The organism is Candidatus Brocadiia bacterium, assembly GCA_041658285.1.
GTDB lineage: Bacteria > Planctomycetota > MHYJ01 > JACQXL01 > JACQXL01 > JBBAAP01.
The window spans coordinates 207,989-220,975 of record JBBAAP010000002.1; the positions used below are offsets into that span (position 1 = coordinate 207,989).

13 protein-coding genes are annotated in these 12,987 nt (G+C 45.5%); 2 read left to right on the forward strand and 11 right to left on the reverse strand.

Annotated elements, in window-relative coordinates:
* Positions 1–2 precede the first annotated feature (2 nt).
* The 11 genes from WC980_02960 to WC980_03010 form a co-directional block, all read right to left on the reverse strand.
* Positions 3–536, reverse strand: a complete 534-nt coding sequence (locus WC980_02960; protein MFA5794013.1) for a shikimate kinase — start codon at positions 534–536, stop codon at positions 3–5.
* A 29-nt stretch (positions 537–565) separates the two neighbouring features.
* Positions 566–1,435: a F420-dependent NADP oxidoreductase gene (locus WC980_02965; GenBank protein MFA5794014.1), complete on the reverse strand. Its 870-nt coding sequence runs from the start codon at positions 1,433–1,435 to the stop codon at positions 566–568.
* 40 nt (positions 1,436–1,475) lie between these two features.
* The gene (locus tag WC980_02970; GenBank protein ID MFA5794015.1) at positions 1,476–2,039 is read right to left on the reverse strand and encodes a hypothetical protein; all 564 of its coding nucleotides are present in this window, start codon (positions 2,037–2,039) and stop codon (positions 1,476–1,478) included.
* Between the two features lie 14 nt (positions 2,040–2,053).
* On the reverse strand, positions 2,054–2,521 hold the full coding sequence (locus tag WC980_02975) for a Zn-ribbon domain-containing OB-fold protein (protein MFA5794016.1): 468 nt from the start codon (positions 2,519–2,521) through the stop codon (positions 2,054–2,056).
* Between the two features lie 22 nt (positions 2,522–2,543).
* Positions 2,544–3,080, reverse strand: a complete 537-nt coding sequence (locus tag WC980_02980) for a Zn-ribbon domain-containing OB-fold protein (protein ID MFA5794017.1) — start codon at positions 3,078–3,080, stop codon at positions 2,544–2,546.
* A 45-nt stretch (positions 3,081–3,125) separates the two neighbouring features.
* The gene (locus WC980_02985) at positions 3,126–4,181 is read right to left on the reverse strand and encodes an HD domain-containing phosphohydrolase (protein MFA5794018.1); all 1,056 of its coding nucleotides are present in this window, start codon (positions 4,179–4,181) and stop codon (positions 3,126–3,128) included.
* Between the two features lie 58 nt (positions 4,182–4,239).
* On the reverse strand, positions 4,240–4,953 hold the full coding sequence (locus WC980_02990; GenBank protein ID MFA5794019.1) for an isoprenylcysteine carboxylmethyltransferase family protein: 714 nt from the start codon (positions 4,951–4,953) through the stop codon (positions 4,240–4,242).
* 50 nt (positions 4,954–5,003) lie between these two features.
* Positions 5,004–6,230 carry a glucose-1-phosphate adenylyltransferase gene (gene glgC / locus WC980_02995; protein ID MFA5794020.1) on the reverse strand — a complete coding sequence of 409 codons (1,227 nt, stop codon included), beginning with the start codon at positions 6,228–6,230 and terminating at the stop codon, positions 5,004–5,006.
* 4 nt (positions 6,231–6,234) lie between these two features.
* A complete protein-coding gene (lon, locus tag WC980_03000; GenBank protein MFA5794021.1) occupies positions 6,235–8,697 on the reverse strand; it encodes an endopeptidase La in 2,463 nt (820 codons plus the stop codon).
* A 21-nt stretch (positions 8,698–8,718) separates the two neighbouring features.
* Positions 8,719–9,183: an Hsp20/alpha crystallin family protein gene (locus WC980_03005; GenBank protein MFA5794022.1), complete on the reverse strand. Its 465-nt coding sequence runs from the start codon at positions 9,181–9,183 to the stop codon at positions 8,719–8,721.
* Between the two features lie 113 nt (positions 9,184–9,296).
* Positions 9,297–10,019: a zinc metallopeptidase gene (locus tag WC980_03010; protein MFA5794023.1), complete on the reverse strand. Its 723-nt coding sequence runs from the start codon at positions 10,017–10,019 to the stop codon at positions 9,297–9,299.
* A 277-nt stretch (positions 10,020–10,296) separates the two neighbouring features.
* Here WC980_03010 and WC980_03015 point away from each other — a divergent pair, with 277 nt between their 5' ends.
* Entirely contained in the window at positions 10,297–11,730 is a 1,434-nt protein-coding gene (locus WC980_03015) for a glucose-6-phosphate isomerase (protein MFA5794024.1), read from the forward strand.
* A complete protein-coding gene (locus WC980_03020; protein ID MFA5794025.1) occupies positions 11,723–12,919 on the forward strand; it encodes an acetyl-CoA C-acyltransferase in 1,197 nt (398 codons plus the stop codon). Before WC980_03015 ends, WC980_03020 begins: the two co-directional genes overlap by 8 nt.
* Positions 12,920–12,987: the final 68 nt, after the last annotated feature.

Sequence of the window (12,987 nt, forward strand, 5' to 3'; positions counted from 1 at the left end):
AGTTATTCGTCCAGATATCCTTTTTGTTTTAACAGGTGTATAATTTCATCAACGACTATTCTTAAGGGCTTATCACAAGTATCAACAATCATATCAGCCGCGCCGTGGTAATAATGAGCGCGGACATTAATCAGATTTTTGAGCTCGTTATAAAGATCCTGCCCGGTCAGCCCGGGCCGGCGCTTAAGCACCAGATCATCCATTTGTATGCGTTTATATATGGTTTCCAGGTCGGCTTCCAGCAGTATTATCAGCCCGTGGCGTTTGAGGTTGCGGACATTCTTGTATTTTGTTATGGCTCCTCCGCCGGTGGCGATGATTTTGGCATCAAGCTTGGAAAGTTCATTAATCGCGTCGGATTCTACCAGCCGGAATGCGGAATCTGTTTTAGTCAGGAAAAAGGTGCCTATCGGACAGGCGGCCCGTGATTCTATAATATCGTCGGCATCGATAAACTCCATGCCCAGCTGTTCGGCTAAAAGCTTGCCCGCGCTGGTTTTACCCACGCCCCGAAACCCGATGAGCACGATATTCATACGAATATATTATAGGATATTCCCAGAAATTAATCAAATAATTTCCGCATATGGCGTGCTTGTTGCGAAGAAATGGTTTTTTTCTCCAAGGCCAGGCGCACGGTATCGCGCCCCAGCACTTTATATAATTCGACGTAAGCGGGTAAAAACCGGCGGATAGATTTAAGGTGGTCGCCAATTGTGATGACATCACCCCTGGAGATAGGACCGGTCAATGCACCGGCGGTCCCGAGCCTGTCAATATTGTTAATGGCACCGTGAACCAGGGGCAAAAGCGCTTTGGCCGCCTGAGCGGGACTGAAACCGCTGCGGCGCAGTAACTTATGACCAATATCCATAAGAGTAACCAGGTAATTGGACAGGAGCACTCCGGCCGCATGATATAGAGGTTTGATATCAAAACCTATCGAAACCGGTACGCCGCCGATAGATTTGACAATATCTTTTATTGCAGGCATTATCCGCCTGTCGCCCTCGCAGGCGCAGTAGGTACCGGGGAAAATTATAACTGATTCGGCCGGCGCGGCAAAAGTCTGAAGCGGATGCATCGAGCCGATACAAGCGCCTTTCAAACGGGCGCTGCCCAACACCGTGCTGGGAAAATTACCGGAGCAGTGAATAACGGTTTTGCCTTTTAAGTCAGCCTTTTCAGCCAAACGATCGCAGACTTTTTGAATATCTTTATCAGGCGTGGTTATAAAAATAATATCGCCATTGGCAACGGCTTTGGCCGGATCATCAAAAGCCCTTACGCCCCTGCCGATAAACCGGGCCGCTTCAAGGCTGTGTTTTTTGTTGCGGCAGTAGACGGCCGTTGTGCGATACCGATCCGAACGATTAAGTAACCGACCCAATACCTGGCCGACTTTGCCGGCGCCGATGATAATAATCCGTTTCATGATAAAAACCTCCGCCTGACGCACAAACCAGAGGTTTAATTTACTTGCGCCCTTTTAATTTGTGGATTAACTCTTCTTTAGTGATAATATTTTTCTCAATCAACAGCTGAACAACCGGATCGTTCAGCTTATAATTTAGCATGGCCGCATTCTTGCCGCTGGAATCTTCCTTTTCTTTACCCAGCACGCGCCCGATATTTCTTTCGATATCGTCAACAGTGGTTATGACCACCTCCACCTGCCAGGTGGTAGCCAGCTGGATCTGTTCTATAGCTTCATAATCGGTCGGATCGGTCATAGCTACGGTGATAACACCATTCTTGAACAAAACAGGAACGAACCGGTATTTTTCAATCAGGTCTACCGGTATTTTTTTAGCCAGGTTTTCCGGGATAATCATGTTGTCTACATTGACTATCTCCAAACCTTTCTGTCCGGCTAAAAATCCCATAAGGACTTCACCTTTGATGAATCCTGATTTCTGGATAACCGCTCCAAAACGCTCACCGGTTGCCTCCATTTTTGACAAAGCAATCTGTACCTGATCGTTATTCAGAAGTTTAGCATCCAGAAGCATTTCCGCAAGTTTAGGTAATTTAGCCATATTTCACCTCAAATTTATACGGGAGCAAAATATTTAATATCGGTAATACCACCCTGCCTTTTAGCTTTTTCCTCAAATACCGGCTTGACGACCATACCGATTTTGACTTCGTCCGGTGCTATTTCCTCAATTTTGTGGACCAGTCCACCGTGGAATCCTTTAAAATTAATCAGCGCGGTAATTACAGGGCGATTAGCCGGTTCCCCATTAAGATCAACATGAGTCACCGCATAGCTGTATATCGTACCTTTGGATGGAGCTTTTTTCCATGTATCCAGCCTGCTAAAGCAGCGCTCGCAATAAAGCCTGGGCGGCAGATAAACCAGCTTGCATTTTTTGCATTCCGTGCCTAAAATACTTTCCTTTTCCTTAAGTTCCTTAAAGAATCTTTGGCCGGCTACGCCGGTAGTGTAAATATAACTAACCTCCATCTTACCGGACCATCTTTTTACTCCGTTATTACTGAGTTTCTTTTCAAACATTACAACCTCCTTACGCTTGTCATTAAATGGGTCTGAAGTATTTAATATCGGTAATGGCCCCCTGGCGTTCATGCGGTTCCTTCCAAACAGCCTTGACCCGCATGCCGACACTGACTTTTTTGGGGACAACTTCACCCAGAAGATGCATTATCCCAAATCCGTCGCTGGCACCGTCGATTTCTATTACGGCTGGAATCTGTGGTTCTTTAAGCCGTTCCATATTCCAGGCGATATAACACAAAGAAAAAGTATTGACTTTACCGGTATCCGAAAGCGGCACCCATTTTGAAGTCGGCTTGAAACACCACTCGCAGAACATCCGTGGTGGTATCACGATGCGGTTGCAATGGCGGCAGTGCCTTCCCAGTAAAACACCGTTTTTTAATCCTTCAAGATAATGACCGATGGCGATTCCGGAATCCCACTGGTAACTAGCTTCAGGCGCCCATTTGGTGACGAATACTTTACCATTGGAGAAATCCTCGTTTTTAAGTCCGGTACCTTCAAGCTTGATCATTTCTTTGTTGCCCGTTTTAATCACGGCTTTTTTCTTCTTCATAGAATACTCCTGCTTATCTGCTTATCTGTTTATCAGTTATTATGCCTATATATTTAATTTCCCTTTGCGGTATGCTTCAAGAAAAACATCCACTATTTTCGGGTCAAATTGGCTGCCTGACTGGTTTTTGACTTCTTTGATAACGTCGTCAATAGGCATACCACGCCGGTAAGGACGGTCGCTGACCATAGCATCAACCGCATCAGCCAGTACCATAATACGGGAAATCAACGGTATATCGTCGCCCTTAAGACCGTCCGGATAGCCGCTGCCATTGTAATATTCATGGTGCGAACGAATAATTTTAGCAATACCCTTATTGACCCCGCAGAGAATATTATAACCAATTATCGGATGCATCCGGACAATCTGCAGTTCAAATCTGGTCAATTGCTGTTCGTTATACAACAGGTTGTCCTTTAGCGTAACCTTACCGATATCGTGAAGAATCGCGGCCAGGTACAATTCCCGCTTCTGGTTTTCGGGCAGACCGAGTTCGTCGGCAATGATTCTGCATAAGTTGGCTACCCGGAGTGAATGACCATGGGTCCCGCGGTCACGCTCTTCAAGAAAACGAATACATACTTCAGCCAGCTTAGCTAAAGCGTTATTCTCCTTGCTTACCGACATAGCCATCAGGTTGAGAAAATTATGCAATTCATCAAAATCGGATTGCACATACCTGCGCCGGCCCTGGCTGATGATGTCCAGCACCCCGATTAGATGCCCGGCCAGAGTCACCGGCAAGGTCATTATAGTCACGCGCCCTTTATTCAAAAGTCCTAAATTACGGAGCTCTTCGTTATAGCGGCTATCATCGGATGTTTCATCAAGTATTAATATCTTAAGGTTCTGTATCACCCAACCTGCCATGCCGTTTTTGATATTGACTTTAGGTTCCCCGGGAGGAAGAACTCCTGTTTTATTGGATATGTAATATGTAAAAAGTTCGCCGGCCGGCTCATCATACGCGAAGAAAATGCAAGCTGACGCCTCTAGACAAGCAACCACGTATTCACAGGTATCGGTCAATGATTCCTGCGTCGAACACTGATTCACACGGGAAAGTATCGTATTTAATTTCTGGTCGTGAGAACTCATAGCAATTAAACAGAATACTATTACTCACTCCAGACGTCAATATTTTTTCTAATAAATACTATGCCGGCTGGGCGGATTCGGAATCGCGGCGGTGAACCAGGAAGACAAAAACAGAGATGATTACGAGCAGTCCGATAATAATGATTTCATCCATCCCAATCAAGCCAGGCACAAAATCATCAGCGTAGCGAGATGTTTCAACGGAATTAACTATCACATTCCATGCGCCGAACGAGAATCTTTTAAGCTGGATATAAAGTATCATCGGGTGAAGCAACAACCTGGAAATCCGGGCCAACTCGTTTCCAGATGAAATAATTCTGGACCATTGGAACCCGTTACCCGGCGTATCCGGGAACCGTTTGAACCAAAGAGGAATAAACCGAGGTACTTTTCCCATATATTCGGGATATTCGTTTGGGAAAAGACCGGTCAGATAAGCTTCTTCTTTCTTCATTCTCAGGTAATATGCAAAAAAGAAAAGTACGGCATAAACGATAAAAATAATATAATTGGCTCCGGCGGCGCAGAGACCTAAGTCGATAATCAGGTTACCCAGATAAAACGGATGCCTGACGAACCGATACGGCCCCCATTTAGTAAGCTGCTTATTACGGACCAACGCACCAATAGCCCAAAAATGCCAAAACATTCCCAGGAAAATAAGCCCAATACCAATACCCAAAGACAGAACCGTGACATGACCAAATAACAGAACTAATAAGAGGATTATTCGCCTAACCCAAGCCCTGGCTTTTAATTTCATAATCATAACAGTACTATTATCGTCATATTGTCTTTTCAGCTATAAAGGTTTGCATCCTAAAGCAGCTCACCCTTGGAAATAAGCACAATGCCGTTCTCACTGACCGTAAATCTACGCCGATCATCTTGCAAATTATATCCGATTTCCATGCCCTCAGGTATTTTAACATCTTTGTCAATAATCGCTTTTTTAATCTTAGCCCGGCGGCCGACATTAACGCCTTCAAAAAGTATCGAATGACTGACACTGGCGTAGCTGTTTATTCTGACATTAGGCGAAAGAATTGAGTTCTGGACTTTACCGCCGCTGATTATACATCCGGCACAAACCAAAGAATCTAATGCCGTACCCATTCGATCACTATCGGCAAACACAAACTTAGGCGGCGGCGCCTGGATCTGGGCTGTATGAATCGGCCAATCAGTATCGTAAAGATTCAACTGAGGCATAACGCTTATTAAATCCATGCTTGTTTCGTAATAGGCGTCTATAGTCCCCACATCACGCCAGTATTTCGGGCCTTGTTTATTCTCGTCTATGAAGTTAAACCCGAATATCCGGTGCGTACTTAAAGCGTTGGGAATAATATCCTTACCAAAATCGTGCGATGACTTCTCGTCCAAAGCATCCTGCTGAAGCAATTTATACAGTACTGCGGTTTTAAAAACGTATATACCCATAGAGGCATAACAGCTAGTCGAATTACCGGGAATTGTCCGGGCCAGTTCGACCGAAGGCTTTTCCTGGAATCCAACTACCTGGCTGTTTTTATCTATTTCTACTATCCCAAATCGGGACGACTCATCCTTATTCACTTCAACCAGCGATATGGTTATATCCGCATTATTATCCCTATGAAATTTCAAGATGTGGTTATAATCCATTTTATAGATATGGTCACCGGCCAGAATCAAAACGTGCTCGGGGTCTTCCTTTTCTATGGAATAAATATTTTGGAAAACAGCGTCAGCTGTTCCTGTATACCAGCGGTCACCCACCCGTTGCTGTGGCGAAAGCGGCTCAATATATTCGCCCAACGCATTAGAAAGAAAACTCCAGCCGTCCCTGAGATGCCGATTAAGCGATACGCATTTATACTGAACCAAAACTATCATTTTCCTGAGGTTAGAATTGATGGCATTGCTCAGGGAGAAATCAATAATCCGGTAAAGCCCGCCGAACGGAACGGCCGGCTTGGTTCGGTCTTTGGTGAGCGGTCCAAGCCGCTCGCCGCGGCCACCGGCTAATACCAGCACCATCACCTTTTTAAGCAATTTAACCATGGTGTTATTTGAATATGTATTTCAGGCTGTCCTGGATGGAATCAACGAATTTGAACTGCATCCCTTTTATCATCCGAGGTGAAATATCTTTAAGGTCTTTTTCATTACGCCTGGGCAGCAGTACCGTTTTTATCCCGGCCCGCCTGGCCGCCAGCATCTTTTCCTTAATACCACCAACGGGCAAAACCTTACCTCGAAGCGTAATTTCGCCGGTCATAGCCACATCCGGTCTGACCGGCTTGTTGCGGATAAGTGAAATCAAAGAAATCGCCATGGTTAATCCGGCCGATGGCCCGTCCTTGGGTATCGCGCCGGCCGGTACATGAATATGAATATCACTATCTTTATAGAAGTCCACCGGCAGTCCCAGCACCTTAGCCTTAGACCGAATATAGCTTAAAGCGGCCCGAGCCGATTCTTTCATCACATCGCCCAGATGCCCGGTTAACTGAAGCGTCTGATTACCTTTCATTTTGGTTGATTCTATAAAAAGAATATCTCCGCCTGCCCGGGTCCAAGCTAGTCCGGTAACCACACCAGGTTCTGACGTGCGCTCAGCTACAGTAGAAAAAAACTGCTCTACGCCCAAATATTTCTCAATGTCCTTTTCGTCTATCATAACGCCCTTAAAGACGTGTTTCTTGTCATCATTTGATACCTTATCCTTAGCAACTTTTCGGCATACCGTGGCAATCTCTCGTTCCAGATTACGCACGCCTGCCTCAAGAGTGTAGCTGCTTATAATTTTCCCTATAGCCTTATCGGTAAACTGGAATTCTTCCACGGTCAAGCCGTGCTCCAGAATCTGTTTAGGTATTAAATGGCGCTTGGCGATATAGAGTTTTTCATCTTCGGTGTATCCGGGTAATTCCAGCACCTCCATCCTGTCCTGCAAAGGCCCGGGAATCGTATCCAGCACATTAGCCGTGGTTATAAACATCACCTTGGACAAATCAAACGGCACTTCCAGATAATGGTCTGAAAACGAGAAATTCTGTTCCGGGTCAAGTACTTCCAGCAAAGCCGACGATGGGTCACCCCGAAAATCTGATCCAATCTTGTCTATCTCATCAATCATAAAAATAGGGTTATTAGAACCGGACTTTCTGACGCCCTGAAGCACTCGTCCGGGTAGAGCACCCACGTAAGTGCGCCGATGCCCGCGGATTTCGGCCTCATCGTGCACTCCACCCACAGACATCCGGTAAAACTTACGGCCCATGGCTCGCGCAATAGAACGCCCCAATGATGTCTTACCCACTCCCGGCGGGCCGACAAGACACAGTATCGGACCATGCATATCACGCTTTAACTTGCGCACAGCCAAGTATTCCAGTATCCGTTCCTTGACCTTTTCCAGTCCGTAATGATCATCATCCAAAATCTTCTGAGCTTTTTTTATATCCAGTTCATTTTCAATAGATAACGACCAAGGCAGATTGACAATCCAGTCAAGATAAGTTCGGGCCACGGTATATTCGGCCGATGACGGATGTATCCGTCCCAAGCGATTGAGCTCATCTTCAGCGACCTTGCGTACCTCATCGGATACGTTAAGCTTAATTAATTTTTCCTTGAGTTCCTTGATATCATTCGATTCACCCTCGCCCTCACCCAGCTCGCGCTGAATAGCCCGCATCTGCTCGCGCAGAATGTGCTCACGTTGAGCCTTGGTAATTTCGTCCTGCACTTCGGTCTGAATTTTTGTCCCCAGCTTAATAATCTCCTGCTCGCGATTAAGCAGCCTTAATACCCGGTTTAGTTTTTCTTTAAGCGTGTTAGCTTCGAGTATCTTTTGCTTCTCAAAAATAGGGACGTTAATATTTGACGCGATAAAATAGCACAAAGTCAACGGATTATGGGTATTCATTACGGCCATCTGTATTTCCTCGGCCGGCAGATAAGGCACCTGTTTAACGATATTAATAAAAAGATTCGAAACCGTCCGGGCCAAGGCTTCTATTTCCGGTAATTTATCAACTTCATCCGGGATAATCCTAACCCGGGCCTTAAGAAACGGCGTTCTCTGGATGATGCCTTCTATTTTTATGCGTTCCATACCCTGGGCCACGAACCGAACCGTCCCATCCGGGAATTTAAGCATCTTGGAAATAGCCGCCCGCGTACCGTATTCGTAAAGTTCATATGCGTGACTAGCTTCTTTATCAAGCGACGGCGGCGGCGGACAATCTGTTTTTCCTGATCCGTGAAGCACGTCACTTTCTTCCGAAGAACTATCTTTTTCTGTTTCAGGTTCTTCGTCACCGGATTTCACAAGAACCTGCGCATAAGTTTTATCACCGGCTAAGGCGCTGTCAATCATATCAATCGTATCCTTACCAGAAACCACCATGGGCATAAGTACCGACGGAAAAAGCATAGCATCCTTTATCGGTAAAATTGGAAGTTCCAGCACCTGACCGTTGATTTCCGGCGCCTGCTGGTTATTTTGACTATTTTCGTTCATTTATCAACCCCTTAAAAATTATCAACTAAAATGTATTTCAATCGTGGCAATTGTTCGTTTTTGCCGCGATTTGGGAATAACTATTTCTAGAAATCCATCTTTATAATAAGCATGGGCATTTTCCGGGCTGACATGCCCATCCATGCGGATAACCCTCTCAAACTTACCGTAATTTATTTCCATCTGGCGGAAAATCCGCTTGCCCGGTATATGTGCAGAGCTTTTCTCGTGCCGAGTCCCTTTAATTATGACATGATCGCTATCTATGGATATAATAACTTCTTCCGGCTTGACGCCAGCCAGCTCGCTTTTTATTACCAACTCATTATCCGTTTCATAAACATCGGTAGGCGGCTGCCAGCTATGTTCGGATTGAACCATGACCAGCTTGCCAGAAGATAAAAATATTTCGCTAAAAACAGCCATCTTCTTATGGCTGTCTTCCGGCGACGCATAATGCGGTCTGCGGTTTCGTTCGGAACTCATAAATAGCCTCTTCTTCTTAGTTTACAAGCCTAATAACCTGTAATTGGGTTGTCGTGCATCGTGTTCGCAAAGCGGTATCCAGCCGCAAAGCAACTCACAAGCAAATAATTATATTAATCCCTGCTTCTGTTTCTAATAATCAATAATCTAACCAGCTGAAGGATAGCCATAAGCGCAGCCGCTACATAAGTCATGGCTGCCGCGTTAAGAACCGCTCGAGCGCCCGGACGCTCAGATTCAGCAATAATGCCTTGATCCGTCAACAAAACCATAGCACGCTTACTGGCATTGAATTCCACAGGCAATGTCACCAGTTGAAAAAGCAACACGCCTGTAAAAATAAAAATGCCTATATCTATAAAAAATGGAATGCTCATAAACAAACCAAACAGAACCAACCACATCCACAGGCTTGAGCCTAATGCCGCTACCGGATACAATCCTGCCCTGGCCATGATAGGCAAGTAATTAGTCTGGTGCTGGATAGCGTGCCCAGCCTCGTGTGCCGCTACGCCGATAGCCGCCAAAGAGTCACCATTATAAACTCCATTCGAAAGCCGAACAACTCTAGCCTTCGGATCAAAATGATCCGTTAAATGTCCGGGAATAGCCTCAATGCTGATGCCATTTAAGTCGCCATCTGCCGGAACCATTCCCTGATAAACTGTAAAACCGTGCCCGGCCAGAATAGATTTTGCCGCCTTGGCACCGGTAAAACCCCGGCTGGATGGAACCTTACTATATTTTGCATAAGCCGAACTGACCCTTAACTGGGCATACAACCCCAGAATGATACCAGGCACCAACAACCACATAGTCCAATCAAAGATCGGCATCACCATACTAAAATATACCTTTCCGAATACCTATGTTTTTTATCATCAACTTGGAATCTTGTCAAGGTTTAGAGCCACTTCAAGTATAATGACTAAAAATATATCAAACCTATTCTCTTTTATCTTTGATTCCAAATACCTATCATATAATTCTGGTTATTTTATTTGACTCAACCATATTTTAACGCTATTTTGTGTATAATATTTCACTGGGATGGGCCGTTCAAAGGCTTATTCCCCCTAAAACTATAAATACTTTAACAAAGGAGAATCCCTTGTGTTCAGTGTAGATTTCAACAACATACTGGATTCACGACTGGGCGCGGTGCACGGGCTTAAGCTGGGCGACCTTAACGCACTAATCGCTGATAACGAAGCTATCTGCAAGCAGGTCGAATCCGAACGAGTACAAGGACAGCATGCTTTCCTTAACCTACCCTACCAGAACGAATCAACCTTAGACAAAATAGAGGAACTGGCCTTAAAGCGGGGCAGGAAAATAGATGATTTTGTGGTGTTGGGCATCGGCGGCTCAGCCCTGGGCGCCATTACTTTGCATAACGCGCTCCATAAACCATTTTATAATATGCTGCCGGCCAAAGCACGGGGCAAATGGCCCAGATTGCATGTGCTGGACAACATTGACCCTGAGGAAACATCGGCCCTTTTCAACCTTGTTAATCCCAAAAAATCAATATTCAATGTCATCAGCAAGTCGGGCGAAACAACAGAAACGACCGCGTCCTTACTAATAGCGTTAAAGTTCATAAAAAAAGCCTGCGGCAAACGTTGGACGGAGCACCTAATTATCACGACTGACCCGGAGAAAGGCTCGCTCAGAAAGTTCGCTGAGAAAGAAGGCATAACCACGTTTGAAACCCCGGTTGGCGTTGAAGGCAGATATTCAGTATTAAGCCCGGTCGGCTTGGTACCGGCCGCATTTACGGGAATTGACTTCAGAAAACTGCTCAAGGGAGCGGAATTATTCGACCAGGCAACTAAAAATACTCTTCCCGAGTCTAATCCGGCATTCCTGAGCGCCTTAATCAATTATCTTTATGATATAAAAAAGAATAAGAATATTCTGGTAATAATGCCTTACAGCTGGCAGCTAAAAGGGCTGGCTGACTGGTTTCGCCAGCTATACCCCGAAAGCCTGGGCAAGCGGTTTGATATAAATAAAAATGAAGTGAACGTCGGGTCGACCGTCCTTTCGGCATTAGGCACAACCGACCAACATTCACAGATACAGCTTTACAATGAAGGACCAAACAACAAGCTGATAGTTTTTATCGAGATAACCAATTTTAAATCCAGGATAGCAATACCCAATATATCTACTAAAGAAAAGAATAACTCATTCCTGGCCAACTACCGGCTGGCCGAACTGATGCAGATAGAAAAAAAAGCCACCGAATATGCCCTGACCCGAAACCAACGACCAAATTATACTATCAGAGTAGACGAAGTATCGGCTGAAACTATCGGCGGCTTGTTCTATTTCTTTGAGCTCCTGACGGCTTACGCCGGGAAATTATACAAAATTAACCCTTACAACCAGCCCGGCGTGGAAGCAGGGAAAAAAGCTATGTTCGGTATGCTCGGACGCGAAGGATACACCAGCGAAATCATCGATATTAACAATGTCCTGATTAAAGATGAGAAGTGGATTATCAAAGCCTTGCCCCACGCCAAGAAAACCCGTGAGTGACATCAATAAAGTCGTCATAACACACGCTAAACGAACACCTATCGGTAAATTCATGGGTGTATTTTCGCATACCACCGCAGTAGAATTAGGCACGGCTGTAACTAAAGCGCTACTGAATGAATCCAAATTAGACATTAACTCTATCGACCAGGTAATATTCGGCAATGCCCGACAGGCCGGGAACAAGCCAAATCCGGCCCGCCAGATAAGCCACAATACGAGCATACCGCATACCAGCCCATCATATACAGTGAATATGGCCTGTGGGTCGGGGTTGCAATCTATTATATTGGCATATCAAGCCGTAGCTTTCGGTGAAGCTGAAATTATTATAGCCGGTGGGATAGAAAATATGACCAGAACTCCGTTTCTGCTGGATAATTTCCGCTTCGGATACAGGCTGGGACATTCAAAAGTCCTGGACGGTATGTATCACGACGGGCTGACATGCCCACTATGCAACATGACTACGGGACAAATAGCCGAAAATATCGCAACTAAATATAATATATCGCGCAAATCTCAGGATGAATACGCTTTGACCAGTTATACCCGATGCGAACAGGCGCGTAAGGATAATAAATTTAACAATGAACTTGTCGCGGTAACTGCCAAAGATGTTCGGGGCAAGCCCACGATTATAAATCAGGATGAAATTCCACGCAACCAGGTTACGCTTGAGTCATTAACCTGTCTGGAACCATCGTTCCAAACTAATGGCACGATCCATCCGGGAAATTCTTGCGGTATCGCGGACGGCGCGGCGGCGGTAATAGTCATGTCAGAGCGCAAGTCCAAACAACTGGGCCTGAAGCCGCTGGCTTATATCAAAAACTATGCCGCATCCGGCGTGGAACCGGAATACATGGGCATGGCGCCGGTACCGGCAATTAAAAAGCTGACGCAACAATGTGATAAAAAAATAGATAGTTTTGACCTGATAGAAATAAACGAAGCGTTCGCGGCACAGATGATTGCGGTAGATAAAGAACTAAACCTGCCGATGGACCGCGTCAACGTCAACGGCGGCGCCATCGCATTAGGACATCCGATAGGCGCAACCGGGACAAGAATTATAGTAACACTTCTACACGAAATGAACAGGCGCAATTCAAAAACAGGTCTAGCCGCGCTGGGTATGTCCGGCGGAATGGGGTTAGCCGTTAGCTTTTATACCCTAGAAGTTTGAGCAATAGCGAATTATCCCTAGACCCTGAGAGGTCTTGGGACAAAAACCCGTACGGGTTGCCAGGTATA

Coding starts and splice junctions, on each gene's coding strand:
- WC980_02980 (MFA5794017.1), bottom strand. CDS start 3,080: ATGAAGAAGAAAAAAGCCGTGATTAAAACGGGCAACAAAGAAATGATC.
- WC980_02965 (MFA5794014.1), bottom strand. CDS start 1,435: ATGAAACGGATTATTATCATCGGCGCCGGCAAAGTCGGCCAGGTATTG.
- WC980_02970 (MFA5794015.1), bottom strand. CDS start 2,039: ATGGCTAAATTACCTAAACTTGCGGAAATGCTTCTGGATGCTAAACTT.
- WC980_02985 (MFA5794018.1), bottom strand. CDS start 4,181: ATGAGTTCTCACGACCAGAAATTAAATACGATACTTTCCCGTGTGAAT.
- WC980_02990 (MFA5794019.1), bottom strand. CDS start 4,953: ATGATTATGAAATTAAAAGCCAGGGCTTGGGTTAGGCGAATAATCCTC.
- WC980_03005 (MFA5794022.1), bottom strand. CDS start 9,183: ATGAGTTCCGAACGAAACCGCAGACCGCATTATGCGTCGCCGGAAGAC.
- WC980_02960 (MFA5794013.1), bottom strand. CDS start 536: ATGAATATCGTGCTCATCGGGTTTCGGGGCGTGGGTAAAACCAGCGCG.
- lon (MFA5794021.1), bottom strand. CDS start 8,697: ATGAACGAAAATAGTCAAAATAACCAGCAGGCGCCGGAAATCAACGGT.
- glgC (MFA5794020.1), bottom strand. CDS start 6,230: ATGGTTAAATTGCTTAAAAAGGTGATGGTGCTGGTATTAGCCGGTGGC.
- WC980_02975 (MFA5794016.1), bottom strand. CDS start 2,521: ATGTTTGAAAAGAAACTCAGTAATAACGGAGTAAAAAGATGGTCCGGT.
- WC980_03010 (MFA5794023.1), bottom strand. CDS start 10,019: ATGCCGATCTTTGATTGGACTATGTGGTTGTTGGTGCCTGGTATCATT.